Genomic DNA, 24,257 nt, shown 5'->3' with positions numbered 1-24,257 from the left:
TCAGAGAAGCTCGAGGTTGCTCTTCAGCTCGAACGGAGTGACCTGACCACGGTAGGCCTCCCACTCCTTGCGCTTGTTGAGTAGCACGTAGTTGAAGACCTGCTCGCCCAACGTCTCCGCAACGAGCTCAGAGCTTTCCATGTACTCCAACGCGTGGTCGAGGCTGGCAGGCAGAGACGAGTAACCGAGAGCACGGCGTTCGGCGTCGCTCAGCGACCACACGTTGTTCTCCGCCTCGGGCGGCAGTTCATACTCGTTCTCAATTCCCTTGAGACCGGCGGCAAGCAGAAGTGCGTACGCGAGATACGGGTTCGCGGCGGAATCCAGTCCACGGTATTCGACGCGAGACGACTGGCTCTTGTGGGGCTTGTACATCGGCACACGCACCAGCGCTGAGCGGTTGGTGTGACCCCACGTGACAAAGCTCGGCGCCTCGTCACCGCCCCAGAGTCGCTTGTACGAGTTGACGAACTGGTTGGTGACGGCCGCGATCTCGTTCGCGTGCTTCAGGAGCCCCGCAATGAAGTGACGGCCGGTCTTGGAAAGCTGATACTTGGCGCCCTCTTCCCAGAAGGCATTCTGATCGCCCTCGAACAATGACATGTGAGTGTGCATGCCGCTGCCGGGCTGGTCGCTGATCGGCTTCGGCATGAACGTCGCGTACACGCCCTGCTCGATCGCGACCTCTTTGATCACTGTGCGGAAGGTCATTATGTTGTCTGCTGTCGCCAGAGCATCGGCGTAGCGCAGGTCGATCTCGTTCTGGCCAGGGCCGCCCTCATGATGGCTGTACTCGACCGAGATACCCAGGTCTTCCAGCATCCGCACGGAGCGACGACGGAAGTCGTGAGCGGTGCCACCCGGAACGTTGTCGAAGTATCCGGCGGAGTCGACCGGAACCGGCCCGTCGGGACCGATCTCCGATGACTTGAGGAGGTAGAACTCGATCTCGGGATGCGTGTAGAACGTGAACCCGGCATCTCCGGCCTTGGCCAACGTTCGCTTGAGAACATGCCGTGGGTCAGCAACGGCCGGCTGACCATCCGGCGTGGTGAGGTCGCAGAACATGCGTGCCGTCGGGTCGATCTCACCGCGCCACGGCAAAGTCTGGAACGTCGTCGGGTCTGGTTGGGCGAGCAAATCCGACTCAAAGGTTCTCGTCAGACCTTCGATGGCCGAACCGTCGAATCCGATTCCCTCTGCGAAGGCGCCCTCGACTTCGGCGGGCGCGATAGCCACCGACTTCAGAGTGCCGATCACATCTGTGAACCAGAGACGGACGAACTTCACGCCGCGCTCTTCGATCGTGCGCAGCACGAAATCTCGCTGCTTATCCATGCTCATTTGGCGCTCTACTTCCCATCAACTTCGGTCGCCTTGCGCCAGTCTTCATCGATCGCTTCTTCGACAGCCCAGGCCTCGGAGCGCTCACGCAGCGTCTGCAATGCGTGCGCAGCCTGCTGTTCGGTATCGAAGGGGCCGATTCGGTTGACGGCCGGTGAGATGTACCCGTACTCAACCTCGCCCGTATTGCTGTTGTACCAATACTTGCGTTCGCCGTTAGACATATACACATCCTTGCCGTCAGACATGACCCGCTCCCTTCGTAAGCATCTGTCACGATCCTACTGTCGCAAGGCAGTCTCGGTAGGCTATTGGACATGGCAAAAGCGATCGGCGTCGACATCGGCGGCACAGGTATCAAAGCAGGCATCGTCGACCTCGAGCACGGAACGATGGCATCCGACCGCGTGCGTGTCCCAACTCCCGAGGGTGCATCACCGCAGGATGTCCTCAAGGCAGTGCAAACCGTACTGAAGAAGCTTGACGTGAAGGACTTGACGGTGCCCCTCGGCGTGGCATTCCCCGCCATCGTCAAGCGCGGAAAGACACTGTCTGCAGCAAACGTCTCCCAGGAATGGGTGAACTTCGAGGCGGAGCAGTTCTTCCGTGACGGATTGAACCGCAACATCATCTTCGTGAACGACGCCGATGCCGCAGGCGTCGCAGAAGCACGTCACGGCGCAGCCAGGGATGTCTCCGGTCTCACCCTGCTGACGACCCTCGGTACCGGTATCGGGTCTGCGTTCCTCTACGACGGCGTGTTGGTTCCCAATACGGAACTCGGGCACCTGAACTTCGCCGGCCACGACTCGGTGGAGCACTGGGCCGCGACCTCGGCGCGCGAGCGGGAGGGCCTCAGCTGGGCTGAGTGGGCCGAGCGCCTGCAGGCTTTCTACTCACACATCGAGTTCCTCTTCAGCCCTGACCTGTTCGTGGTCGGCGGCGGAGTCTCGAAGAACGCCGCCGATTTCCTTCCGCTGCTGGAGCTCAAAACCCCAATTGTCCCAGCGATCCACCGTAACAATTCGGGCATCATCGGCGCGGCATCCCTCGCCGGAGACTGATCCCCACGCCCACTCCAGACATCGCTGACGCGCTGTCCGGAGCCTCTGGGCGCGTGGCCCCTCTGGATCAAATGCCCGTCTGACTCCTGAACCCATCAAGAAAGAGCCCGACCGATGGTCGGGCTCTTTCTTCATGTTGTGAGGCGAATGGGCCAGCCGATACGCCGGGTTCTGTTCCGGGGCCCCTCTCGGGGATTCCCTTCGACGGCCATCTCTCTACGCGACACGTTGCCGCGCCGCTCTAGCGGTCTACCCGAGGACTCGGCGAGCCGCGTCAACATCCTCTGTCTGACCTTGCTCCGGACGAGGTTTACCTGGCAGGTCATGTCACCATGACCCCCGGTGGTCTCTTACACCACCCTTTCACCCTTACCTCGACGCCTCCGAGACAAGCTCGGTGTCGGCGAGGCGGTCTACTCTCTGTGGCACTGTCTCGCGGATTGCTCCGGGTGGGTGTTACCCACCATCCTGCCCTGTGGAGCCCGGACGTTCCTCGGTGCGGTTTCCCGCAACGCGACCGTCTGGCTGACCCATTCGCGTGCCAAGTCTACTTCTCAGCAGTCTGGACGATCTGCAAGTCGAGTGGCACATCGATGGGGAACGAGCCGAACAAGCGCCTCGTCGCGATGTTCGCAGCTTCCCTGACGGCGTCTGCCGCGGCATCCGCCTGCTCCTCGGGGACGTGCAAGATCACCTCGTCGTGGAGGAAGAATGCCAAGTGCGCATGTGTTGCGAAAGGGCCGGATGCCGTGGCAGCCGTCTGCGCCGCAGGCAGCTGCCGCAGCCGATGCCGGATCTCTGCCAACCAGATCAGCGCCCACTCCGCTGCGGTGCCCTGCACGACGAAGTTCCGCGTGAATCGACCCCGCTCTCTGGCGCGCTGCCTGGCCTGCTTCACCGTCGCGGGATCGACATCAGCGCCAGTGGCATCGGACTGTTGAGCCGTCCAGGCCGCATCGGGGGCTGGTGAGGATCGCCCGAGACTGGTCGAGACGACTCCGCCGCCCTCACCTTTACGTGCGGCCTCGTCCACGAGGCGCATCGCCCGCGGATACACCTTGCGCAGGCGAGGAACGAGCCGCCCACTGTCGCCGGTCGTCGCTCCGTACATCGCACCGAGGACCGCGTATTTTGCTTCTTCGCGCGTCTTCACCGCCCCGGACGCAACGACCCCCTCGTAAAGATCACGGCCACGCGCCGCTTCTGCCATGACCTTGTCCTGCGCCATCGCTGCCAGCATTCGTGGCTCGAGCTGCGCCACGTCAGCGACGATCAACGTCCATCCCGGATCGGCTCGTACTGCGGGTCGCAGGATGCGAGGAAGCTGCAACGCTCCCCCGCCGGCGGAAGCCCATCGCCCGGTGACGACGCCGCCAGGAATGTAGACGGGGCGAAATCGTCCGTCGTGCACCCACTCGGAGAGCCACGTCCAGCCGTTCGCACTCAGCAGCCGCGACAGCTTCTTGTAGGCGAGCAATGGCGGGATGACCGGGTGCGAGATTTCGCTGAGCTCCCACTGGCTGGTCGACTCAACGTTCACCCCGACCCGGTGCAGTGCGCGCAACATCTTCACGTGACTCTCGAGGTGCAATTGCGCATCTCCCAGGTGGAACCGCACCGTGTCAGCGTGCTCGGCCATATGGGCGGGCAGTCCGCCACCAGCGGGTCGTGCCCCGAGCACCTCCGTAAGGATCCGGTCATGTTCACCCGGATCCCATGGAAGGCCAGCGGCGCGCATCTCTTCCGCGATGAGACCGGCGGCAGACTCTGCCGCGCACAGTAGGTTGAGACGCCCTGTGCGATCCGCCGCGATAACGCGACGCTGTTCCGCGTACTGATCGAGAAGATCCGCAACCGAGTCAGTCGCTTTCTCGTCGATCACATCGAACAGCGCGGGTGCGGGAATGTCGATATCCGGCTCCCGCGGGAACCAATCCGCGGAAGGTGCGAGCGGACGTGCCACGCGGTCGGTGTCACGAAGAATCGCGTGGCACAGCAGCAGGTCATGCGTTCGCGCGAGCTGCACACCCTCGGCCAGAAGTCGCGGGTAGACCTCGCGGGCACTGCGGATCACCCAGCGTGGTGCGCGAGTGGATTCCGCGTCACGCACCCAGTCAACGAGATCAGCGGGAAGTACACCCGTGCGCTCGATCTCCGTTCCTTCGCCGTCGAGTTCGACGGTGATGAAGTCGCCAGATCCCGTTGCTGCCAACAGGATCACGACAGGTGGGGTCACAAGCCCGATTCGTCGGTGCGCACCAGGATGGCGCCACACTCCGGGCAGGAAAGTACGGCGTCAGGGGCAGCTCGACGGACATCGTTGAGATGAGTGCCGGAGAGCATCATGCGGCAGCCTTCGCAGGTGCCACGACGCAACAGACCGACGCCGATGCCACGCGATGCGCGTCGCGTGTAGTCGGCCAGTAGCTCTGCCGGGATCGCTGCACTGATCGCTTCGCGATCGCGCGTGAGGTGTTCGATCTCAGTCGTTGCAGCCGCTACCCCGGCCTTCGCCTGTGCGGTGAGTTCTGATCCTTCAGCAGTGATCACGTCGATGAGAGCCTGTTGGGTGGCGACCGCAGCGTCTGCGTCTTCAACCCTGCTCATCACCTCAAGCTCGATGTCTTCGAGGTCGCTGACGCGCTTGGCGAGGCTTGCGAGTTCACTCTCGAATGCCTGCGCATCCTTCGCATTCGTGGCCGATGCCAATCGATCTGTGTCACGCGTGCGACGCTGCTCGACCACCTTGACGTCAGACTCGATCCGAGTCAACTCGGTGCGCGCATCATCACGAGTGCCGGCCAGAGTGGTCAGCTCACGCAGCTGCTCTTGTCGCTCTTTCACCAGCTCGTTGATTCGCGGCCCTTGCGGTGGCGTCGTACGCGCGCGCTCGGCCTGCTGGATGCGCCGATCCAGGTCGGCGACGTCGAGAAGGATGCGCTGGTGCTCTGGGCTGGCGTTCACATGTCCAATCTACCCGTGGGCGGGGACATCCGCCGTTCGGCTCGGTCAGCCGGGTGCGCCATCCAGATACGTCCAAATCCGGTTCTCTCGTACGAACCGACTCCGCTCAGTCTGGGATGCCTGCTTCCCGTCCTCCCGATAGAACGCCTCGAACTCGACCACACCTGTCGTGTCAAACGGTCCGCCGGATTCAGTGTCGAGGATATCCAGCCGCGTCCAGCGAACCGCCGGGTCGAGTGTGATCTCTGCGGGCCGTGTCGATGGATGCCATGAGCGCAGGAGGTACTCGGCATCCCCCACTGCGAACGCAGTGAAGCGCGAGCGCATGAGCCGCTCGGCGGTGGGCGCCATCGTGTCGCCCGCGTGGATGGGACCGCAGCACGACTCGTATGTGTCGCCGGATAGGCAGGGACAGCGCATGAGTCCATTGTGCCGCGTACGCTGATTGCAGACGTCGAAGGAGATTACAGATGACCACGCTTCCCACCCGCACCGCCCACAACGGATTCGAACTTCCCGCGATCGGCTTCGGCACGTATCGCCTGAACGGAGACGCAGGCGCAGCCGCGATCTCGGCTGCAATCGACGCCGGCTATCGACTGATCGACTCCGCATTCAACTACGAGAACGAGGGCACGGCGGGGCGAGGTGCAGCGAATGCCACCGTCGACCGCGCCGAAGTCATCGTCACCACGAAGCTCCCCGGTCGCCATCACCCGTTCGAAAAGGCACGCACGAGCATCGAGGAGAGCCGATTCCGTCTCGGTGTGGATGTGACAGATCTGCATCTCATCCACTGGCCGAACCCGATCCAAGACGAGTATGTGCAGGCGTGGGCCGCACTGGTTGATGCGCAGCAGCGCGGCGTCGTTCGTCAGATCGGCGTGTCGAACTTCCTCCCCGAGCATCTCGAACGCATTGAGCGCGAGACCGGCGTGCGTCCGGTGGTGAATCAGATCGAACTGCACCCGTACTTCCCGCAGGAAGAACAGCTCGCCTATCACCGCGAGCACGGCATCATCACTGAGGCATGGAGCCCCATCGGTCGCGCCAGAGAGCTGATTCAAGAGCCGGTGATCACAGAGATCGCCGCGGCTCACGGCATCTCCCCTGTGCAAACGATTCTCGCCTGGCACGTGGCGCGCGAGACCGTCGCGATTCCCAAGGCATCCTCGCTCGAGCATCAGCAGGCCAACCTCGCGGCGGCATCCGTCGTTCTCGATGACGCTGAGGTCGCGGCGATTACAGCGCTAGGACGGGCCGACGGCCGTTTGTTCGACGCCGACCCCCGTACGCACGAGGAGTCCTAAGCCGGCTCAGTGCACTGTCGATCCGATGCACCAGATCTGCCACCCTCACCGGCCGGCTGAGCCAACGCGATAGATGATTTCGCCATGAAGTATGGAGATCCAGCCGTCCTCGTCGGCAGCCCACTCTTTCCACGCCTCGCTGATCTCGCGCAACTGTGATTCTGTCGCGAGGCCGGAATCGGTGAGTTGTCCGGCGATCGCTGAGTTGAGGATGCGGTCGGCCCACATTTCACCCCACCAGTCGCGCTCAGCTGGGGCGGAGTAACACCATGTGCTCGAGGAGGCGGTGACGTCGTGCAGTCCAGCGGCATGCGCCCAGGACAGCAGCCGGCGTCCGGCATCCGGTTCGCCGCCGTTGGCGCGGGCGGCGCTTCGGTAAAGGTCGAGCCAGGTGTCGAGTGCGGGAAGTTGCGGCCACCAGCAGAAACCGGCGTAGTCGCTGTCGCGCACTGCCACGATGCCACCGGGTTTAGTCACACGCACCATCTCGCGCAGAGCCTGTACCGGGTCGGCGATGTGTTGCAGCACTTGATGCGCGTGCACAACGTCGAAGGTCGCGTCGTCGAACTCAAGCGCGTGTACGTCCGCGATCCGGAAGTCGACGTTGGCCGCACCGCGGTCTATCACGGTCGTGCGTGTGAGATCGAGTTCCTCCGGTCCGATCTCTGTTGCGGTGACGTGTTCGACGAGTCCCGCGAGATCCGCGGTGATTGTGCCGGCGCCTGCGCCGACGTCCAGCAGGCGATCCGAAGGCCTCAGCAACGGAAGCAGATACGCCGCGGAGTTTTCGGCCGTGCGCGAGCGGTGAGAACGAAGAACGGATTCGTGATAGCCGTGTGTGTAGATCGCCATGCGCGTGCTCCCTGAGATTGTCGACTCTGCTCAGGCCAGCTTCACGAGCCCGCCGCGTAAGCAGAAGACCGTAAACTTCCTAGGAGCGCTGCACCCCCTCACCGGCGGCGGAACCAGAGGAGACCCGCAGTGCCGAACGAGCTTGGCGAATTTCTCCGTGCTCGGCGTGCGGATGCTGGATTAAAGCCCCCGACAACCGACGGCTTGAATCGACGTCGCATCGCCGGCTTGCGCCGTGAAGAAGTTGCAGCCGCTTCCGGAATCAGTGTTGACTACTACACGCGTCTCGAGCAGGGCCGTGAAGCCCACCCCAGCGACTCGGTGTTGGATGCCATCTCCCGTGCACTCCAGCTAACCCCAGACGCCAACGAACATCTCTATCTCCTCCGCGGAGCGACGCTTTCTTCTCGGAGCGTGCGCGGAGACGACCCCGCGCTGGTCGAACGGATGGCCGCTCTGGTCGAAGCCGTCAGACCTAACCCTGCGTACGTCCTCGACCGCCTGAGCGGCATGGTTGCAGCAAACGCCGAAGGGCTGGCGCTATACGAGGGTTTTGCCGATCTTCCCGCGCGACAGCGAAATACCTGCCGCTACCTATTGACTGACGAACGGGCACGCGAGGTCTTCGTGGAGTGGGAGGAGATCACCCGCGGGGCCGTCGCTCACCTCCGCGCCGCGAACGCTGAGAACCTTCAAGACAATGAGCTGCAGGCACTCGTCGCAGAACTACGTGAGCGAAGTGAGTTCTTCGGTGACTGGTGGGACGAGCACATCGTCGAGCGTCGACGCGCCTCGGTCAAGCATGTTCGCAGTAAGGACGGTGAGATTGTCGGCCGTCGCTACGAAGTGCTGCACCTCCCTGAAGAAAAAATGCGCATGACCATCTGGCTACCGGGAGCACGCTGAGCACCAGGATGGTGAGTGGTGATCCGGCCTTCCGGCATCCAGGCGATCAGATCATCGTTGTCAACACGCCGCCGTCAGCGCGCAGCGCCGCGCCGTTCGTCGCTGACGAGAGCGGGCTCGCCAGGTAGAGCGCCAGGTTGGCGATCTCTTCGGGTTCGATGAACCGCTGCAGCAAGGATGTCGTATTTCCCGCGATGATGGCATCCTTCAGTGCGTCCGTCGACATCTCCTGAGCATGCGAGATCCGGTCGACCGTGTTTGCAACGCCATCGGAGTAGGTCGGACCGCCGAGGATCGTGTTCACCGTCACTTCCGTGCCGCGAGTGAGCTTGGCGAGGCCGTTGCTCAGGGCAAGCATCGCCGCCTTCGTCACCCCGTAGTGCAACATGTCTGCGGGGACGTTCACCCCGGACTCGCTGCCGATGAAGACGATGCGACCCCATCCCCTTTCGAGCATGCTCGGCAATGCCTGGCGTGACAGTCGCACGCCGCTCATGACGTTGATGTCGAAGTAGCGCTGCCATTCATCATCGGCGATGCCTTCGAACGGTGCGAGTTCGAAGCGTCCAACGTTGTTGATCAGGATGTCGATATCGCCGAGGGCATCGACCAACTGTGCGGTCTGCCGTGGGTCTTCGAAGTCGGCGACGATCCCTGAGACGAGCGCGTCGGGGTTCCCCGCCCGCAGCTCGCGTACCGCGTGGTCGATCTTGTCCTGGCTTCGCCCGTTGATGACGACGGACGCTCCTTCAGCGAGGAGCCCCCTCGCGATCGCGTATCCGATCCCCTGCGTCGACCCGCTCACGAACGCTCTTCTGCCGCCTAGTTTCAATTCCACAATGCTCCATTCACTTGCTCAGTCAAGTCAAACTTTACCACCATAACTTTCCTGAGTAAGTTAAACGCCCGCCAGCGGCCCCGCGCTTCGCGTAGTCTGCTGACATGTCAGATCACACTGTTCCCGCGGTCCTCGGCGACGATGACCTGGAGACCTGGTCGTCTCTGGCCACCGTCCTGGAGTGGCTGCCTGCCGCGCTCGATGCCCAGCTGCTCGGCGACTCAGAGGTGACGCACTTCGAGTATGGAATCCTGTACGCCCTCGCCAATGCTCCCGAGATCACGCTTCGCATGAGCGTGCTCGCCGACTACGCGAACAGTTCGCTGTCCAGGCTGTCGCGCGCCGCCGCGCGCCTGGAGAAACGCGGGTGGGTGCTGCGAACACCAGATCCCACCGACGGCCGGTACACGCTTGCGGTGCTCACAGAGGCCGGGCTAGCGAAAGTCGATCAAGCGAGCCCCGGGCACGTGAGAACTGTCCATCGACTGGTCCTTGACCCCCTGACTTCGTCGCAGAAGAAGCAGTTAAAGGAGATCAGTCGGCGAATCATGCGCGCCATCCGCGAAGAGGAAGGCTGGCAGCCCGCCGCCGGAGCGAATCCTTGAAGACGCGCCTTCTCAGGCACGTGGAGGCATAAACGGGGAATACCCGCATGCGTTGCCTGCTTGCAACTGGCATGAGAGCAATCGTGTACACAGGCAAGGGCGGCTCAGAGACGCTCACGTTGATCGAGCGCGAGGCAGGACAGCCTGGCACCGGCGAGGTGCGCATCCGCATCCACGCATCGGGCGTGAATCCCACTGATTGGAAGGCTCGAGCATCCTCGGGAACGCCGATGCCATTCGATCAGGTCGTGCCGAACCAGGACGGTGCCGGCATCGTGGATGCGGTCGGCGACGATGTCGGGGACCTGCAGGTCGGAGATCGCGTGTGGGTATACCTCGCTGCACACGAGCGTCCGACCGGGACCGCTCAGGACGTCACTATCGTTCCCGCCGCGCGCGCCGTCCGGCTTCCGGATGGGATCGGTTTCGACGTCGCTGCGAGTCTCGGTGTGCCGGCAATGACTGCGCATCGCGCGCTCACCGTCCACGAGCACGGCCCATCGCGGCTCTCCCCCGGCGCGCTCGCCGATCGGACGGTCCTCGTTCAGGGTGGAGCAGGCGCCGTCGGCCATGCTGCCATCCAGCTCGCCGTCTGGGCAGGCGCAAAAGTTCTCACGACCGTCAGCAGCGATGAGAAGGAGGAACTCGCCCGCGCCGCCGGCGCGCACCACGTATTCCGCTATCCCGATGACCGGCTGGCCGAACGAATTCTCGAAGTCGCCCCATCGGGCGTCGACCACATCGTCGAGGTCTCGCCCGCCATGAACGCCGCTTTGGATGTCGCTGTGCTGGCGAACCACGGTGCGATCGCGTTCTACGCGAACGACAAAGGCGACACGATCACGGTCCCCATCATCACAACCTTCGCGAAGAACGCCCGCTGGCAGGGATTGCTCCTGTACACGGTAGGAGAAGGGGCTCTCGCCGCGGCGGTCGAAGACATCACGACTGCGCTGGAGGACGATGCGCTTCCTGTCGGTGCGGCAGCAGGGCTTCCCCTCACCTGGTTTCCATTAGAGGAGACCGCCGCCGCTCACGACGCGGTGCAACAGGGCACGATCGGCAAGGTTCTCATTCGCGTCACGGAGGACGACGACTGAGTCTCCCGATCCCGGTCTCTTTACACGTGTTAGCTTAAGAGATAAGCTAACGCCTGTAAACTTATCGACGAGATCCGGAGAAACCATGACTATTCAGAGATCCGCAGCACAGATCTCGACTCGACCTGCGCCTGTGTACTTTCAGGTCGCTGCGTGGAGTCGTCGATGAGCACGCCAGCGATCGAAGTGGTGCTCCCCGCGCGGGTCAAGCCCGAGGGTTTGCAGATACGCGAGCAGCAACCTTTGGCACCCCAGGCGGGCGAGGTGCGGCTTCAGATGGAAGCAACGGGGGTTTCTTTCGCGGAGCAGCAGATGCGGCGTGGAACATACTTCGACCAGCCTGCCTTTCCGTTCGTACCCGGATACGACCTCGTGGGAACGGCCGTCGCCGTCGGGGCAGGTGTTGATCCATCGATTGTCGGGCAGCGATTCGCCGTCGTGACCAAGATCGGTGCGTGGGCGACACACGTCACTGTCCCCCGCGCATCGCTGCTCACCGTTCCGGCCGGGCTGGACCCCTCCGAGGTCGAGGCTCTCCTCGTTAACGGCATCACTGCCTGGCAGATGCTGCATCATTCCGCCGCTGTCCGAGCGGGCGAAACTATCGTCGTTCTGGGAGCAAACGGCGGCGTCGGCAGCACGCTCGTGCAGTTGGCTCGACATGCCGGCATCGGAGTCATCGGCACGGCGTCGAGCCGACACCACGCGCTCCTGGAGGATCTGGGGGCGAAAGCCGTGGATTACCACGACCCCGACATGTACGAGCAAATTCGCCGGCTCGCACCCGAGGGCGTCGACGCTGTGTTCGATCACGTCGGCGGCCAGGGCCTGGTGAATTCGTGGCAGCTGTTGCGGCGCGGCGGCGCCCTGGTGTCGTACGGTAGTGCCTCCACGAAAGACTCCGAAGGTGAAGGGAAGCTCCCCCTTGTGCGATTGCTCGCGCGCATCGTGGTGTGGAGCGCTGTTCCGAACGGAAAGTCGGCACAACTCTACAATTTCTGGGCGGGAAAACGTCGCCCAGAGCGATTAATCGCACGCCAGCAGGATGCCTTGACGAACGTGCTCCGCATCTTGGGGTCTGGAGCGATCCGTCCGCGTATCGCCGGCAGATTCCCCCTCTCCCAAATCGTGTCCGCGGTACAACTCGCCGAGTCGCGGACCGTGGCTGGAAAAGTGGTGGTGGTCGCCGATGCGTGACAACCACGACGGACTCGCACTCGAGAACGTGGGAGAACACGAATCCGCCAGACACGGGCGTCAACGAAATCCGCGCGGCAAGGGTGCTCGGCTGCATACCGAACTCCTCGAGGCAACGCGCCAGCTCATTGCCGACGGTGAGACGGTCACGTTGCGGTCCATAGCTCGACGGGCCGGAGTTGCCGCTCCTTCGATCTATCGTCATTTCGATGATCTCGACGCCATCATGTTCGCGGTAGCCGAGCAGGCATTCGATGAGCTTTTCGTCGCGCTTACCAAGCGAAGAGATGAACAAAGCAACGTGGTCGCGGGGTTCCGCGCGATTTGCGCCGGATATCTCGACTTCGCGCAGGAACGTCCGCACCTGTATCGCGTGATGTTCGGCGGAGTGTGGAACGCCGCTGACGCGTTGGAGCTGCATCCGGCCGACGACGAACGCCTCCGCGGAATCGGGATGCACCTCTACGCCTTATTCGTTGATGCGTTGCAGGCGTGTGTGGACGACGGCTCTTCGGGAAGTGCCGACGTCAAACAAGACGTCACGGCCGTCTGGGTGGCACTGCACGGCCTGGCCGGACTGCGCGAAACGGCACCGCTGTTTCCATGGCCGCCGTCTACGGATGAGGTGATTGTGACGTCGCTCGCACGACTGCGATGAGTCCTTGCCGCTTTCTACCGTAGGAAAATGGGCAGTCAGACAAGCGAACACGAGCGCGGTGCGGAGCTATATGGTGGGCCCGGCCGGGATCGAACCGACGACATCCACGGTGTAAACGTGGCGCTCTACCAGCTGAGCTACAGGCCCTGGTGCATCCATTCTATCCATGCCGAAGATGTGCGACGACACCGATGAACAGGACTAGGCTGATTGCGGCGCGCGTTGTGCCGAGCCGACAAGGCTCCCCGCGTCGCTTCCCGTTTCCTTGGCAAGACCTGCCAGCTTGACGAAAGGCTCCACGTGACCGTTCACGACCAGGATCCGTACTCCCAGGGCCCCCTCGACAGTGACCCGGAGGAGACCGGCGAGTGGCAGCAGTCACTCGACGAGCTCGTCGATGTGAAGGGCCCGGGGCGCGGTCGCGAGATCATGCTCAGCATGCTCAAGCGCTCGAAAGAGCTGCACCTCAACGTCCCGATGGTTCCGACCACGGACTACATCAACACCATCGCGTCCGAGAACGAGCCGGACTTCCCCGGTGATGAAGAACTCGAGCGTCGCTACCGCCACTGGATCCGGTGGAACGCCGCGATCACGGTGCACCGCGCACAGCGCCCCGGCATCGGCGTCGGCGGTCACATCTCGACCTACGCCTCGGCGGCGTCGCTGTATGAGGTCGGCCACAACCACTTCTTCCGCGGGCAGGGCGACGCGGCCGGCGGTGACCAGATCTTCTACCAGGGTCACGCCTCCCCCGGCATGTACGCTCGGGCCTTCCTCGAAGGCCGTCTGAGCGAGAACCAGCTCGACGGCTTCCGGCAGGAGAAGTCCGCGTCGCCGAACGGCATCCCCTCCTACCCGCACCCGCGCATGATGCCGGAGTTCTGGCAGTTCCCGACCGTGTCGATGGGTCTGGGACCGATCAACGCGATCTACCAGGCGATGACGAATAAGTACCTCGCCAACCGTGGCATCAAGGACGTCGCAGACTCCCACGTGTGGGCGTTCCTCGGTGACGGCGAAATGGACGAGGTCGAGTCGCGCGGTCAGCTGCAGGTCGCAGCGAACGAGGGCCTCGACAATCTGACCTTCGTGATCAACTGCAACCTCCAGCGTCTCGACGGGCCTGTACGAGGCAACGGCAAGATCATCCAGGAGCTGGAGTCGTACTTCCGCGGCGCCGGCTGGAACGTCATCAAGACCGTATGGGGACGCGAGTGGGATGACCTGCTCGCCCGCGACACCGACGGTGCGCTGCTGAACCTCATGAACGTCACCCCGGATGGTGACTACCAGACCTACAAGGCCGAGAGCGGCGCCTTCGTGCGCGAGCACTTCTTCGGTCGCGACGAGCGCACCGCCGCCCTGGTCAAGGACTACACCGACGACCAGATCTGGAAGCTGCGTCGCGGCGGCCACGACTACCGCAAGGTGTATGCCGCTTACAAGGCAGCGACAGAGCACAAGGGCCAGCCGACCGTCATCCTCGCGAAGACTGTGAAGGGCTACGGCCTCGGTCCGCACTTTGAGGGGCGCAACGCGACGCACCAGATGAAGAAGATGACGCTGGAAGACCTCAAGCTCTTCCGCGACACCATGCAGATTCCGATTACGGATTCTCAGCTCGAAGCCGACCCGTACCGTCCGCCGTACTTCAACCCTGGGGCGAAGGACGAGACGATCCAGTACATGCTGGACCGCCGTCATGACCTTGGTGGCTTCCTTCCGGAGCGTCGCACCACCCACGTGGGGCTCACGCTCCCCGAGGACAAGGACTACGCGTTCCCGAAGAAGGGTTCTGGCAACCAGGAAGTCGCCACGACGATGGCGTTCGTCCGCATGCTCAAGGACCTCATGAAGGTCAAGGGCTTCGGCGAGCGAATCGTGCCGATCATCCCGGATGAGGCGCGCACGTTCGGTATGGATGCGTACTTCCCGACGGCGAAGATCTACAACCCGAACGGCCAGAACTACACCGCCGTCGACCGCGAGCTGCTCCTTGCCTACAAGGAGAGCCCGCAGGGCAAGATCATGCACGTCGGGATCAACGAGGCCGGCGGTACTGCAGCCTTCACCGCGACCGGCACCTCGTACTCGACGCACGGCGAGCCGCTGATCCCGATCTACATCTTCTACTCGATGTTCGGCTACCAGCGCACCGGCGATGCCTTCTGGGCCGCAGGCGACCAGATGGCGCGTGGTTTCGTGATCGGCGCCACCGCAGGTCGCACCACGCTGACCGGTGAGGGAACGCAGCACGCTGACGGTCACTCTCCGCTACTCTCATCGACCAACCCGGCGACGGTCACGTACGACCCCGCATACGGATACGAGGTCGCACACATCGTGCAGGCCGGTATCGAGCGGATGTACGGCGGAACGCACGCTGACCCGGACGTCATGTACTACATCACCGTTTACAACGAGCCGTTCAAGCAGCCCGCTGAGCCCGAGAATGTCGATGTCGATGGCATCCTCAAGGGCATCCACCGGGTTTCCGAGGGCGAGGGCGAAGGCCCCCGCGTCCAGCTGCTCGCGTCGGGCGTCGGCGTGCCGTGGGCCCTGGAGGCGCAGGAACTGTTGGCCAAGGACTGGGGCGTCGCCAGCGACGTCTGGTCCGTGACCAGCTGGAACGAGCTGCGCCGTGACGGCCTCGCCGCCGACGAGCACAACTTCCTGCACCCTGAGCAAGAGCCGCGCCTCGCGTACATCACGCAGAAGCTGCAGGGTGCTGAGGGTCCATTCGTCGCGACGAGCGACTTCATGCACGCAGTGCAGGATCAGGTTCGTCAGTGGATCCCGGGCGATTACTACACGCTCGGTGCTGATGGCTTCGGCTTCGCGGACACTCGTGCCGCTGCCCGTCGATTCTTCAAGATCGACGGTCCGTCGATGGCGGTTCGCGCTCTTCAAGGCCTCGCTGACAAGGGACAGGTCGACCGCTCCGTGATCGCTCAGGCGATCGCGAAGTACGACCTGCACAACGTCAATGCTGGTACGAGCGGGAACGCCGGCGGCGATAGCTGAGTCGCCGGTGACCGGATCGTCTCCCACATCGATGGACAAGGCAACGACGCTCGCTTGGCTGCGCCGGATCTCCGGCGACATCGCCACGGCGACTATTCAGCGCCTTGAAGACACGCTGCCCTGGTACGCCGAGATGCCACCGGCCCGCCGCTCTGCGGTCGGGCTGGTGGCCCAGGCGGGCATCACGTCGTTCATCCAGTGGTTCGATGATCCAGATTCGACGCCGTGGATCGCTGCCGACATCTTCGCGGCGGCTCCGCGCGAACTGCTTCGCAGTGTGAGTCTTACGCAGACGCTGCAGCTGATCCGGGTCACCGTCTCGATCACGGAAGAGCGCATCGCCGGCAAGGGTGAGAACCTGCGCGAGGCGATTCTGTTGTACTCCCGCGACGTCGCCTTCGCAGCTGCGGATGTGTACGCACGCGCTGCCGAGGCACGTGGACTCTGGGATGCGCGCCTGGAGGCGCTCGTCGTCGACTCGATCCTCACCGGCGAAGCCGATGAGGAGCTTCCCAGCCGTATCGCCGCACTCGGCTGGCACGGTCACGGCGAGGTCTGCGTGCTTGTCGGCACCACACCGCCACAGTTCGATGTCGACCATGTGCGTCGCACGGCGCGCAAGTTGTCTGTCGACGTGCTCATCGGAGTGCAGGGGTCCCGCCTCGTGCTCGTACTCGGTCGCGCCCAGATCGCCGGTCGCGAAGAGGAAGATGACGATCTCTCCTTCGATGAGATCGCCACGCGACTCGAGCCGTCGTTCGGCCCCGGATATGTCGTGCTTGGCCCACCTGTGGCGGCGCTGGTGGATGCCGGGCAGAGCGCCCGCGCAGCACTGGCCGGATTCGCCGTCGCACGAGCGTGGCGCACCGCTCCCCGCCCTGTTGAAGCAGACGACCTGCTGCCCGAACGGGCACTCGCCGGCGATCCACTCGCGAAGCAGACGTTGATCGACCGGATCTATCGCCCGCTCCAGGCACATTCCACAGACCTCGTCACCACGCTGTGGAGCTATCTCGACAACGGTCGATCTCTCGAGGCGACCGCTCGCGAGTTGTTCGTGCATCCGAATACCGTGCGCTACCGCCTCAAGCGCGTGAGCGAAGTCATCGGCTGGGATGCCACCGGACCGCGCGAAGCTTTGATTCTGCAGACGGCGTTGATTTTGGGCTCCATCGGTACCACCGAGTCGGTGCGTCGACGCTCCAGCGGACGCCGCGCACGCTGACACTGCCGGACCCGCTGTACGCCACACACAAACGATTTGCACAATCTTGTGATGAATCATCCACCGGTTCTGGCGGATCGTTGGCAGACTGGGTAAGTGATTGTCGTCGCTTGCCCCGGACAGGGCTCACAGACCCCCGGCTTCCTCGCCCCCTGGCTCGAGCTGGATGGTGTCGCTGACCGACTCGCCGCCTACTCGGAGGCCGCTGAGGTCGATCTGATTCTGCACGGCACCGAATCGGATGCCGACACGATCAAGGACACGCGCATCGCGCAGCCACTCATCGTCGCCGCTTCCCTTGTCGCCGCGCAGGCGCTCGCTGCGCGTGCTGGGCGGACTCCGGATGGTGTTGCTGGTCACTCTGTCGGCGAGTTCGCCGCGCTGGCAGAAGCTGGCGTCGTCTCGGCAGAAGAGACGATGCGCCTCGTGGGCGTTCGAGGACGCGCCATGGCGGATGCCGCGGCACAGACTCCGACCGGGATGAGCGCGGTCATCGGCGGCGACGAGCAGACAGTACTGGCTCGCCTCGCTGAACTCGGACTGTCGCCGGCAAACTACAACGGCGGCGGCCAGATCGTGGTGGCAGGAACTCTGCCCGCACTTGCCAAGCTCGCTGAGGAACCCGTCAAGGGCACTCGCGTGATCCCGCTTCAGGTCGCCGGGGCATTCCACACCGAGTACATGGAATCGGCGGTCGATGCGCTGCGTAGCGCCGTCGCCGATGTCACCCCGCGCGACCCGCAGACCACGCTCTGGACGAATAAGGACGGCTCGATCGTCACCTCCGGCGCGAATGCACTCGAACTCATTGTGAACCAGGTCTCTTCCCCGGTGCGGTGGGATCTGTGCATGTCGTCGTTCGCGGACAACGGCATCACCGGCCTGATCGAGCTGGCACCTGCCGGCGCGCTCACTGGCCTCGCCAAGCGTGGCCTGCGTGGCACTCCCACCGTCGCAGTGAAGACCCCGGAAGACCTCGATGCAGCAGCTGGGCTGCTGAACGGAGCAGCCGCATGACCCCCACACTGAAGCAATCCACAGGTCCGCAGTACACCCGCATCCTCGCCTACGGTGCGGCGCGCGGCGAGAACGCTGTGCCAAATGAAGACCTGATCGGTCCGATCGACTCCAGCGACGAGTGGATCCGCCAGCGCACAGGCATCATCACCCGTGCACGCGCCATCCCGGAGACCGATGCGATCGATCTCGCCACCATCGCCGCCAAAGAAGCCATCGAACGCTCCGGTATCGATCCGGCGAAGATCGACCTCGTCATCGTGGCGACGATCAGCAACCCGAAGCAGACGCCGTCGGCTGCGGCAATCGTCGCTGACCGCGTAGGAGCTAATCCGGCAGCGGCCTATGACTCCAACGCAGCGTGCGCAGGCTACGCATACGGGATCGCCCAGGCCGACGCGCTGATCCGCGCAGGCGCTGCGCACTACGCGCTCGTGATCGGCACGGAGAAGCTCTCCGATGTCGTCGACCCGGCGGACCGCAGCATCTCCTTCCTTCTCGGCGACGGTGCTGGCGCTGCACTCATCGGCCCCAGCGAGACTCCTGCCATCGCACCTGTCGTGTGGGGCTCTGACGGCTCGAAAGCCGACGCAGTCGGGATGAACCACACGCTCACCGAGTTCCGCGACGGCCAGGCGCCCTGGCCGACCCTGCGCCAAGAAGGCCCCACGGTGTTCCGTTGGGCCGTCTGGGACATGGCGAAGGTCGCTCGCCAGGCGCTCGACGTCGCTGGAATCGAGGCATCCGACCTCGCGGCCTTCATTCCACATCAGGCCAACATGCGCATCATCGACGAGTTCGCGAAGCAGCTGAAGCTTCCTGAGACCACGGTGATCGCGCGTGATATCGAGACCACCGGCAACACGTCAGCGGCATCCATCCCGCTCGCAAGCCACCGTTTGCTCACCGAACATCCCGAGCTTTCGGGGGGTCTCGCGCTCCAGATCGGCTTCGGCGCTGGGCTCGTATTCGCGGCACAGGTCGTCGTCCTTCCCTGATCTACGTCTACCGTTGCCTAAACTATTCAACGGTTCCGATTACAACCCGCAAGAAAGAGGAAAACCACATGGCTTTCACCAACGATGAGGTCCTCGCCGGCCTCGCAGAGCTCGTCACCGATGAGACCGGCATTGAGGCATCCGAGGTCGTCCTCGAGAAGTCCTTCACCGATGACCTCGACATCGACTCGATCTCGATGATGACGATTGTCGTCAACGCCGAGGAGAAGTTCGGCGTCACCATCCCCGACGACGAGGTCAAGAACCTCAAGACGGTCGCTGACGCCGTCAACTTCATCGTCGCCGGCCAGGAGTAATACCTGATGGATGCCACCCTCGCCGCGCGCGGGGCGTGGCATCCTCTGCCTCCCCTTCATTCGAGAACCACCCGTTCGACAAGGAACTACACGCAATGACCAAGCGCATCGTCGTCACCGGTATCGGCGCCAGCTCAGCCATCGGCGGTACGGCCCCCGAAAACTGGACCAATCTTCTTGCTGGCATGTCCGGCGGAAAGACCCTGGAACACGAATGGGTGGCCGAGTTGGAGCTGCCAGTGACGTTCGCTGCCGAGGCGATGGTTCGCCCGGAAGAAGTCCTGGCGCGACCGGTTGCCAAGCGGCTGGACCCGTCCTCACAGTTCGCGCTGATCGCGGCGATGGAGGCCTGGGCAGACGCCGGCTCTCCCGATGTCGATCCAGAGCGACTCGGCGTCGACTTCGCGACCGGCATCGGCGGCGTGTGGACGCTGTTGGATGCATGGGACACGCTGCGCGAAAAGGGTCCCCGGCGAGTCATGCCAATGACGGTGCCCATGCTCATGCCGAACTCGGCTGCAGGCAACCTCTCACTTCACTTCACCGCTCGCGCCTTCGCCCGCACTGTCGCGTCGGCGTGCGCGTCGAGCACCGAATCTCTCGTCAATGCCTACGAGCACCTGCAGTCAGGGCTCGCGGATGTTGTGATCGCCGGAGGCACGGAGTCGGCCATCCACCCGATCACGATTGCATCCTTCGCCTCGATGCAGGCGCTCTCGCGTCGAAACGATGACCCGGCGACCGCTTCGCGTCCCTATTCTGAGGACCGCGACGGATTCGTCATGGGTGAGGGCGCCGCTGTGCTCATCCTCGAGACGGAAGAACATGCCAAGGCGCGCGGCGCGAAGATCTACGCCGAGCTCGTCGGCGGTGGCGTCACCGCCGACGCATTCCACATCACCGCGAACGCCCCAGAGGGGGCCGCACGGGCAGTGAAGCTCGCGCTCGACGCCGCTGGCCGCACGCCTGACGAGATCACGCACATCAACGCGCACGCGACGTCGACCCCGGTCGGAGATCCGAACGAGTACGCGGCGCTGAAGAGCGTCATCGGCGATCGTGTGCATGAGATCCCCGTGTCCGCGACCAAATCGTCCACCGGTCACCTGCTCGGCGGCACCGGCGCCCTGGAGGCGATCTTCACGATCCTCGCCATTCAGAACCGCGTTGCCCCGCCGACGATCAACCTCAGCACGCAGGATCCGGAGATTCCGCTGCTCATCTCCGGCGACCCGCAGCCTCTCGGTGACGGTCCGCAGCTCGCGATCAGCAACTCCTTCGGCTTCGGCGGCCACAACGCTGTCGCCGCGTTCGCTGATTACGAAGGCTGATGAGCGCGTCACAGAAGCGGCGGGTCGCGAACCTGACTACCCGCGAGTTGTGAGACACGCTCTCGCGCTGCAGCATGACGAAAGGCCTCGTCCCCGATTCATTCGGGGCGAGGCCTTCGTCGTACGGGGCGGGATTCGCGTTCTCAGAGTCCGGGATCACTCACCGGCATCCGATACTGACGCCTCCCGACGCCCGAGTCTTGATAGCCGACCAATTCGCCAGACGCGATCAGCCGACCTTGTGCAGCCACACGACGCTGGAGTCGTCGCTGGCGTGACGGAAAGGCTCGAGTTCTACGTCCCATGCGGAACCGAGTGCGACATCGAGTTCACGCTGAAGCTCCACCGCACTGCCGGCGGCGATCTCCATGGCGTACCGGATGCGATCCTCGCCGATGACGATGTTGCCAGCGGCATCGGTCTGCGCGTAGTGGATGCCAAGATCTGGCGTGTGCAGCCAGCGTCCGCCGTCACTGCGTGGCGTGGGATCTTCAGAGACTTCGAAGCGCAAGTGCTCCCAACCACGGATCGCGGTCGCGAGAGCAGCGCCTGTGCCGACTGGGCCGTCCCAGTAGAACTCGGCACGACGAGACCCTTCGAGCACGGGCTGCTCAGCCCAGTCGAAGTTCACCGCGCGACCGATAGCGCGTCCCACCGCCCATTCAAGGTGCGGGCAGAGCGCGCGAGGTGCAGAGTGGATGTACACCACTCCGCGTGCGTAAGCCGTCGCCATGATCTCTCCGTTTCTTCAGGTGCGTCTTCCCCAACGACCTAAGCCAACGAAGTGTGGCGAGAGTATCCAGTTATATGGCGATTATCGCCCAGTCCAACGGAAATCACAAGCTTGTGATTTCCGTTGGACTGTAAGTTCCTCCCGGAGATTGCGGAGCAGGAACCGGCCGGGGTTATTTGGAGTCGATGTGCCCGATAGGTTCAGCAGGCGTGGCGGCCATGTCGGACCAAGCGGCCTCATCAATATCGAGGGCCGTCCGCATGAAGGCCGTCGTGGTCCGGCGGACCAAATCGACATGCTCGGGGCTTTCGTCTGTCGTGGCGATCGACGCGTAGTCCTGGATGCCGCCCAGAGTGTGCTCGCCACCGAATAGGGAGACGAGGTGCCGTGCGCCCGGGCTGTAGTGGTAAACATCGGTGAACCAGTCCGGGCCCCGCGTCGACAGCAGCGACTGATCCTGGTCCCCGGCGACGACGATCGATGGCGTGTTCAACCGTGTGAAGTCCGGGCTCATGAACGCGAAGTTCTCCTGCGCGAAGGGTGTCAGATCCCCTCGGGAGACCCCGGTAGTGGACAGCAGAACTCCTGCCTTCACACGGCTATCGGTGCGGTCTTCACCTGGCTGCCCATCCGCGTCGAGGACGCGGGCCCCGAGAAGCATCCCGACGGACTGGCCACCCCAAGAATGCCCGGCGACCGCGAGGCGCTCTGCATCGACGCGGCCGGTCAGGCCGGGCATCGCGGCAATGATGGCGTCGAGGTCGTCAATCACGTGCTCGAGGTCATCAACGCGCGTCTCCCAAATCGTCGGGTAACGCGGATCCGCGGGCGTAACGCCGAGCGTCGCTGAGTCGAGAAACGTGGGTTGCACGATCACGAACCCGTTGTCTGCCCAGTGATCAACGAGCGGATCGCCCGCAGTCATGGACTGGCCGAAACCGTGAGCGAAGACGATCACCGGGAGGTTCTCCCCCGTGGCCGGCGCGGTGATCCGCACCTGAAGGTCATCGCCACGCGCGGGCGCGGGGAGCGTCACGGGACGCGCACTAAGCACCTGAGTGACGCTGCGGGGAATTGATTCTGAAGCTGACACGAAAGACCTTCCAAAGCAGGACTGCCGCCCGAAATGGATCGACGTTCCGTAACGATACGGAACGACACTCCATTTTGCAAGTGAAACGGATCAACGTTCCGCACAAGGTGTCCGACGTGCGATGATTGGACGATGAGCACATCCTCCCCCGGGCTCGACGCGCCACGGCGACGTCGAGATGTGGAGCGGAACGAGCGGGCACTCCTGGACGCAGCTGCCGCCGTGTTCGCCAGATCAGGAGTGGACGCTCCGGTTCGCGAAGTCGCCGCAGCCGCGGGGGTCGGCGTAGCAACGCTCTACCGACACTTCCCGACCCGCTCCGACCTCGTCGTTGCTGTCTACCGCCACCAGATCGACGCATGCGCAGAAGCAGGGCCCACACTGCTCGCGTCGGCACCGACTCCGTTCGCGGCGATTTTGAGCTGGGTGCACCAGTTTGTTGATTTCCTCGGGACAAAGCACGGGCTCGCGCACGTCTGGGAAGGCGACGCTGGCGGTTTCACCGCGCTCCACACCCTGTTTCTGGAACGACTCGTCCCGGTACTTGCTCGAATGCTGGACGCGGCCAGAGAATCGGGAGAAGTGGTCGCCTCGGTCACGCCATATCAACTGATCCGCGCCGTCGGCGATCTCGTGGCATGGAGTCCACGCGATCCGGACTACGACGTCAAACAGATGGTGACGCTTCTCGTCACCGGGTTGAGGCAACAGCAACCCACGGCAGCGACCCCGCTGTCGCCGTAAACGCACCCCGGCGCCGCAGACGACGAAAGCCCCGGCCGATCGGCCGGGGCTTTCGCGCTGAGCGGAGGGTTACGCCTCGCTCATCGCCAGCTTGGCCTGCTGGCCCTTGGCTGCGTAGTAGGCGTCGCGAGCGGCATCCTTGCGGGCCTGCTCTGCGTAGCCGGCCTCAAGAACCTCCTGCGGGACGTGGTAGTTCTCGACCTCGTCAGTGCCGTGGTACTTCTCGATGTAGGCGTCGAGCTCCGGGCCCGACGTCCACGAGGTGATGAGGTTGTAGCGCGGCTCGGTGCCCGTGTGGGTAGCGGCGTGCCAGAGACGCTGTGTGTCGACGATGAGCTGCGCGCCGGCCGGAAGCGCGATGCGCACCTCCCCCGCCGGGTCCGTGCGGTTCTCGCGCAGGACGAAAAAGGTGTCCTTGTCGTCGGTGAGGTTGAAGAATCCACGCACCACCCAGCCGGTGCCGTCCGGGTTCAGACGGTTGTTGTCGTCCTGGTGCAGGTTGTAGAGGCAGTCACCATACGGTGTGGGCTGCAGCTCGATGACGCGGCAGCGACCGACGTTTGCGCCAGGTTCCTGCGCACGACGGGTGAGGTTCGGAGCCTTGGCAACCTGCGAGTCGATCCAGACGCCGTCCTTATCGGTGCGCGGCGGCTTGTGGTTCCAGAAGCCGTTGCACTCGATCTCACCCTTGGCACTTGCCAGCGGTGCGAAGCGAGTGTCGCCCGAGGACTTCCAGTCGTTGTACTCGATATCCAGCCACTCTTTGGGGTCGAGCGCCTGGTTGTAGCTGTCGAGGACGACGAAGCCCTTTTCCTCAAGAGCTGCGGATTTGATATATCCCATGATCTAGGTCATGTCCTTTCATCGGGGGCCAGCACGTTTTAACAGGCCCTGATTAGGCAAGCCTAACATCGAGGCTCAAGCACTCGATGGA

The 24,257-nt window shown here is 63.6% G+C and carries 24 protein-coding genes, 1 tRNA gene and 1 other RNA gene; 14 read left to right on the top strand and 12 right to left on the bottom strand.

Annotated elements, in window-relative coordinates; all coding sequences use genetic code 11:
• Positions 1-1,338, bottom strand: coding sequence for a glutamine synthetase family protein (locus AC1C2Q_RS17865; protein WP_495431646.1), 1,338 nt, complete (start codon positions 1,336-1,338; stop codon positions 1-3).
• A 14-nt stretch (positions 1,339-1,352) separates the two neighbouring features.
• Positions 1,353-1,592, bottom strand: a complete 240-nt coding sequence (locus AC1C2Q_RS17860; RefSeq protein ID WP_495428815.1) for an SPOR domain-containing protein — start codon at positions 1,590-1,592, stop codon at positions 1,353-1,355.
• Between the two features lie 69 nt (positions 1,593-1,661).
• Here AC1C2Q_RS17860 and ppgK point away from each other — a divergent pair, with 69 nt between their 5' ends.
• Positions 1,662-2,408, top strand: a complete 747-nt coding sequence (gene ppgK / locus AC1C2Q_RS17855) for a polyphosphate--glucose phosphotransferase (protein WP_495428814.1) — start codon at positions 1,662-1,664, stop codon at positions 2,406-2,408.
• 144 nt (positions 2,409-2,552) lie between these two features.
• Here the strand turns inward: ppgK and rnpB are convergent.
• The 4 genes from rnpB to AC1C2Q_RS17835 form a co-directional block, all read right to left on the bottom strand.
• Positions 2,553-2,941: RNase P RNA component class A (rnpB, locus tag AC1C2Q_RS17850), an RNA gene on the bottom strand.
• 14 nt (positions 2,942-2,955) lie between these two features.
• On the bottom strand, positions 2,956-4,644 hold the full coding sequence (locus AC1C2Q_RS17845; protein ID WP_495451225.1) for a bifunctional 3'-5' exonuclease/DNA polymerase: 1,689 nt from the start codon (positions 4,642-4,644) through the stop codon (positions 2,956-2,958).
• Positions 4,641-5,372, bottom strand: a complete 732-nt coding sequence (locus tag AC1C2Q_RS17840) for a zinc ribbon domain-containing protein (RefSeq protein ID WP_495428811.1) — start codon at positions 5,370-5,372, stop codon at positions 4,641-4,643. The genes AC1C2Q_RS17845 and AC1C2Q_RS17840 overlap by 4 nt, the downstream gene beginning before the upstream one ends.
• Positions 5,373-5,417: 45 nt before the next feature.
• Entirely contained in the window at positions 5,418-5,792 is a 375-nt protein-coding gene (locus tag AC1C2Q_RS17835) for a YchJ family protein (RefSeq protein WP_495451224.1), read from the bottom strand.
• Positions 5,793-5,842: 50 nt separating this feature from the next.
• Here AC1C2Q_RS17835 and AC1C2Q_RS17830 point away from each other — a divergent pair, with 50 nt between their 5' ends.
• Entirely contained in the window at positions 5,843-6,682 is an 840-nt protein-coding gene (locus AC1C2Q_RS17830) for an aldo/keto reductase (protein WP_495451223.1), read from the top strand.
• Between the two features lie 45 nt (positions 6,683-6,727).
• Here the strand turns inward: AC1C2Q_RS17830 and AC1C2Q_RS17825 are convergent, their stop codons facing one another.
• Positions 6,728-7,534 carry a class I SAM-dependent methyltransferase gene (locus AC1C2Q_RS17825; RefSeq protein ID WP_495451222.1) on the bottom strand — a complete coding sequence of 269 codons (807 nt, stop codon included), beginning with the start codon at positions 7,532-7,534 and terminating at the stop codon, positions 6,728-6,730.
• 129 nt (positions 7,535-7,663) lie between these two features.
• Between AC1C2Q_RS17825 and AC1C2Q_RS17820 the strand changes: the two genes are divergently transcribed.
• On the top strand, positions 7,664-8,440 hold the full coding sequence (locus AC1C2Q_RS17820; protein ID WP_495451221.1) for a helix-turn-helix domain-containing protein: 777 nt from the start codon (positions 7,664-7,666) through the stop codon (positions 8,438-8,440).
• Between the two features lie 46 nt (positions 8,441-8,486).
• Here the strand turns inward: AC1C2Q_RS17820 and AC1C2Q_RS17815 are convergent, their stop codons facing one another.
• Positions 8,487-9,245, bottom strand: coding sequence for an SDR family NAD(P)-dependent oxidoreductase (locus AC1C2Q_RS17815; protein WP_495451220.1), 759 nt, complete (start codon positions 9,243-9,245; stop codon positions 8,487-8,489).
• 137 nt (positions 9,246-9,382) lie between these two features.
• Here AC1C2Q_RS17815 and AC1C2Q_RS17810 point away from each other — a divergent pair, with 137 nt between their 5' ends.
• From AC1C2Q_RS17810 to AC1C2Q_RS17795, 4 genes are all read left to right on the top strand, one after another.
• Positions 9,383-9,883: a MarR family winged helix-turn-helix transcriptional regulator gene (locus tag AC1C2Q_RS17810; RefSeq protein WP_495451219.1), complete on the top strand. Its 501-nt coding sequence runs from the start codon at positions 9,383-9,385 to the stop codon at positions 9,881-9,883.
• Positions 9,884-9,954: 71 nt separating this feature from the next.
• Positions 9,955-10,983, top strand: a complete 1,029-nt coding sequence (locus AC1C2Q_RS17805) for an NADPH:quinone reductase (protein ID WP_495451218.1) — start codon at positions 9,955-9,957, stop codon at positions 10,981-10,983.
• A gap of 165 nt (positions 10,984-11,148) precedes the next feature.
• Complete coding sequence (locus AC1C2Q_RS17800) at positions 11,149-12,180, top strand: medium chain dehydrogenase/reductase family protein (protein WP_495451217.1); 1,032 nt, start codon at positions 11,149-11,151, stop codon at positions 12,178-12,180.
• Positions 12,173-12,838, top strand: coding sequence for a TetR/AcrR family transcriptional regulator (locus AC1C2Q_RS17795; protein WP_495451216.1), 666 nt, complete (start codon positions 12,173-12,175; stop codon positions 12,836-12,838). The genes AC1C2Q_RS17800 and AC1C2Q_RS17795 overlap by 8 nt, the downstream gene beginning before the upstream one ends.
• A 71-nt stretch (positions 12,839-12,909) precedes the next feature.
• On the opposite strand, the gene AC1C2Q_RS17790 is transcribed toward AC1C2Q_RS17795, so the two are convergent.
• Positions 12,910-12,985, bottom strand: a tRNA-Val gene (locus AC1C2Q_RS17790).
• Positions 12,986-13,138: 153 nt separating this feature from the next.
• Between AC1C2Q_RS17790 and aceE the strand changes: the two genes are divergently transcribed.
• From aceE to AC1C2Q_RS17760, 6 genes are all read left to right on the top strand, one after another.
• A complete protein-coding gene (gene aceE / locus AC1C2Q_RS17785) occupies positions 13,139-15,865 on the top strand; it encodes a pyruvate dehydrogenase (acetyl-transferring), homodimeric type (protein ID WP_495451215.1) in 2,727 nt (908 codons plus the stop codon).
• A gap of 31 nt (positions 15,866-15,896) precedes the next feature.
• On the top strand, positions 15,897-17,090 hold the full coding sequence (locus AC1C2Q_RS17780) for a PucR family transcriptional regulator (RefSeq protein ID WP_495431645.1): 1,194 nt from the start codon (positions 15,897-15,899) through the stop codon (positions 17,088-17,090).
• A gap of 96 nt (positions 17,091-17,186) precedes the next feature.
• Positions 17,187-18,107 carry an ACP S-malonyltransferase gene (locus AC1C2Q_RS17775; RefSeq protein ID WP_495451214.1) on the top strand — a complete coding sequence of 307 codons (921 nt, stop codon included), beginning with the start codon at positions 17,187-17,189 and terminating at the stop codon, positions 18,105-18,107.
• Positions 18,104-19,105, top strand: coding sequence for a beta-ketoacyl-ACP synthase III (locus tag AC1C2Q_RS17770; protein WP_495428802.1), 1,002 nt, complete (start codon positions 18,104-18,106; stop codon positions 19,103-19,105). Before AC1C2Q_RS17775 ends, AC1C2Q_RS17770 begins: the two co-directional genes overlap by 4 nt.
• A gap of 68 nt (positions 19,106-19,173) precedes the next feature.
• Positions 19,174-19,422: an acyl carrier protein gene (locus AC1C2Q_RS17765; protein ID WP_495428801.1), complete on the top strand. Its 249-nt coding sequence runs from the start codon at positions 19,174-19,176 to the stop codon at positions 19,420-19,422.
• A gap of 95 nt (positions 19,423-19,517) precedes the next feature.
• A complete protein-coding gene (locus tag AC1C2Q_RS17760; protein ID WP_495451213.1) occupies positions 19,518-20,753 on the top strand; it encodes a beta-ketoacyl-[acyl-carrier-protein] synthase family protein in 1,236 nt (411 codons plus the stop codon).
• A gap of 229 nt (positions 20,754-20,982) precedes the next feature.
• On the opposite strand, the gene AC1C2Q_RS17755 is transcribed toward AC1C2Q_RS17760, so the two are convergent.
• On the bottom strand, positions 20,983-21,486 hold the full coding sequence (locus AC1C2Q_RS17755; RefSeq protein WP_495451212.1) for a DUF3145 domain-containing protein: 504 nt from the start codon (positions 21,484-21,486) through the stop codon (positions 20,983-20,985).
• Between the two features lie 172 nt (positions 21,487-21,658).
• Entirely contained in the window at positions 21,659-22,522 is an 864-nt protein-coding gene (locus AC1C2Q_RS17750; protein ID WP_495451210.1) for an alpha/beta hydrolase family protein, read from the bottom strand.
• Between the two features lie 189 nt (positions 22,523-22,711).
• On the opposite strand from AC1C2Q_RS17750, the gene AC1C2Q_RS17745 reads away from it, so the two are divergent.
• Entirely contained in the window at positions 22,712-23,323 is a 612-nt protein-coding gene (locus AC1C2Q_RS17745; protein WP_495451209.1) for a TetR/AcrR family transcriptional regulator, read from the top strand.
• A gap of 69 nt (positions 23,324-23,392) precedes the next feature.
• Here AC1C2Q_RS17745 and AC1C2Q_RS17740 read toward each other — a convergent pair whose 3' ends face one another.
• A complete protein-coding gene (locus tag AC1C2Q_RS17740; protein ID WP_495428798.1) occupies positions 23,393-24,166 on the bottom strand; it encodes a hypothetical protein in 774 nt (257 codons plus the stop codon).
• Positions 24,167-24,257: the final 91 nt, after the last annotated feature.

The organism is Microbacterium sp. Y356, assembly GCF_059445355.1.
This window is presented reverse-complemented; position numbering and strand designations above follow the sequence as displayed.

Excerpts from the sequence above, each read along its gene's own strand:
- AC1C2Q_RS17865 (WP_495431646.1), bottom strand. The coding sequence starts at position 1,338 with ATGGATAAGCAGCGAGATTTCGTGCTGCGCACGATCGAAGAGCGCGGC.
- AC1C2Q_RS17860 (WP_495428815.1), bottom strand. The coding sequence starts at position 1,592 with ATGTCTGACGGCAAGGATGTGTATATGTCTAACGGCGAACGCAAGTAT.
- ppgK (WP_495428814.1), top strand. The coding sequence starts at position 1,662 with ATGGCAAAAGCGATCGGCGTCGACATCGGCGGCACAGGTATCAAAGCA.
- AC1C2Q_RS17835 (WP_495451224.1), bottom strand. The coding sequence starts at position 5,792 with ATGCGCTGTCCCTGCCTATCCGGCGACACATACGAGTCGTGCTGCGGT.
- AC1C2Q_RS17830 (WP_495451223.1), top strand. The coding sequence starts at position 5,843 with ATGACCACGCTTCCCACCCGCACCGCCCACAACGGATTCGAACTTCCC.
- AC1C2Q_RS17825 (WP_495451222.1), bottom strand. The coding sequence starts at position 7,534 with ATGGCGATCTACACACACGGCTATCACGAATCCGTTCTTCGTTCTCAC.
- AC1C2Q_RS17810 (WP_495451219.1), top strand. The coding sequence starts at position 9,383 with ATGTCAGATCACACTGTTCCCGCGGTCCTCGGCGACGATGACCTGGAG.
- AC1C2Q_RS17805 (WP_495451218.1), top strand. The coding sequence starts at position 9,955 with ATGAGAGCAATCGTGTACACAGGCAAGGGCGGCTCAGAGACGCTCACG.
- AC1C2Q_RS17800 (WP_495451217.1), top strand. The coding sequence starts at position 11,149 with ATGAGCACGCCAGCGATCGAAGTGGTGCTCCCCGCGCGGGTCAAGCCC.
- AC1C2Q_RS17795 (WP_495451216.1), top strand. The coding sequence starts at position 12,173 with ATGCGTGACAACCACGACGGACTCGCACTCGAGAACGTGGGAGAACAC.
- AC1C2Q_RS17780 (WP_495431645.1), top strand. The coding sequence starts at position 15,897 with ATGGACAAGGCAACGACGCTCGCTTGGCTGCGCCGGATCTCCGGCGAC.
- AC1C2Q_RS17770 (WP_495428802.1), top strand. The coding sequence starts at position 18,104 with ATGACCCCCACACTGAAGCAATCCACAGGTCCGCAGTACACCCGCATC.
- AC1C2Q_RS17765 (WP_495428801.1), top strand. The coding sequence starts at position 19,174 with ATGGCTTTCACCAACGATGAGGTCCTCGCCGGCCTCGCAGAGCTCGTC.
- AC1C2Q_RS17760 (WP_495451213.1), top strand. The coding sequence starts at position 19,518 with ATGACCAAGCGCATCGTCGTCACCGGTATCGGCGCCAGCTCAGCCATC.
- AC1C2Q_RS17755 (WP_495451212.1), bottom strand. The coding sequence starts at position 21,486 with ATGGCGACGGCTTACGCACGCGGAGTGGTGTACATCCACTCTGCACCT.
- AC1C2Q_RS17745 (WP_495451209.1), top strand. The coding sequence starts at position 22,712 with ATGAGCACATCCTCCCCCGGGCTCGACGCGCCACGGCGACGTCGAGAT.
- AC1C2Q_RS17740 (WP_495428798.1), bottom strand. The coding sequence starts at position 24,166 with ATGGGATATATCAAATCCGCAGCTCTTGAGGAAAAGGGCTTCGTCGTC.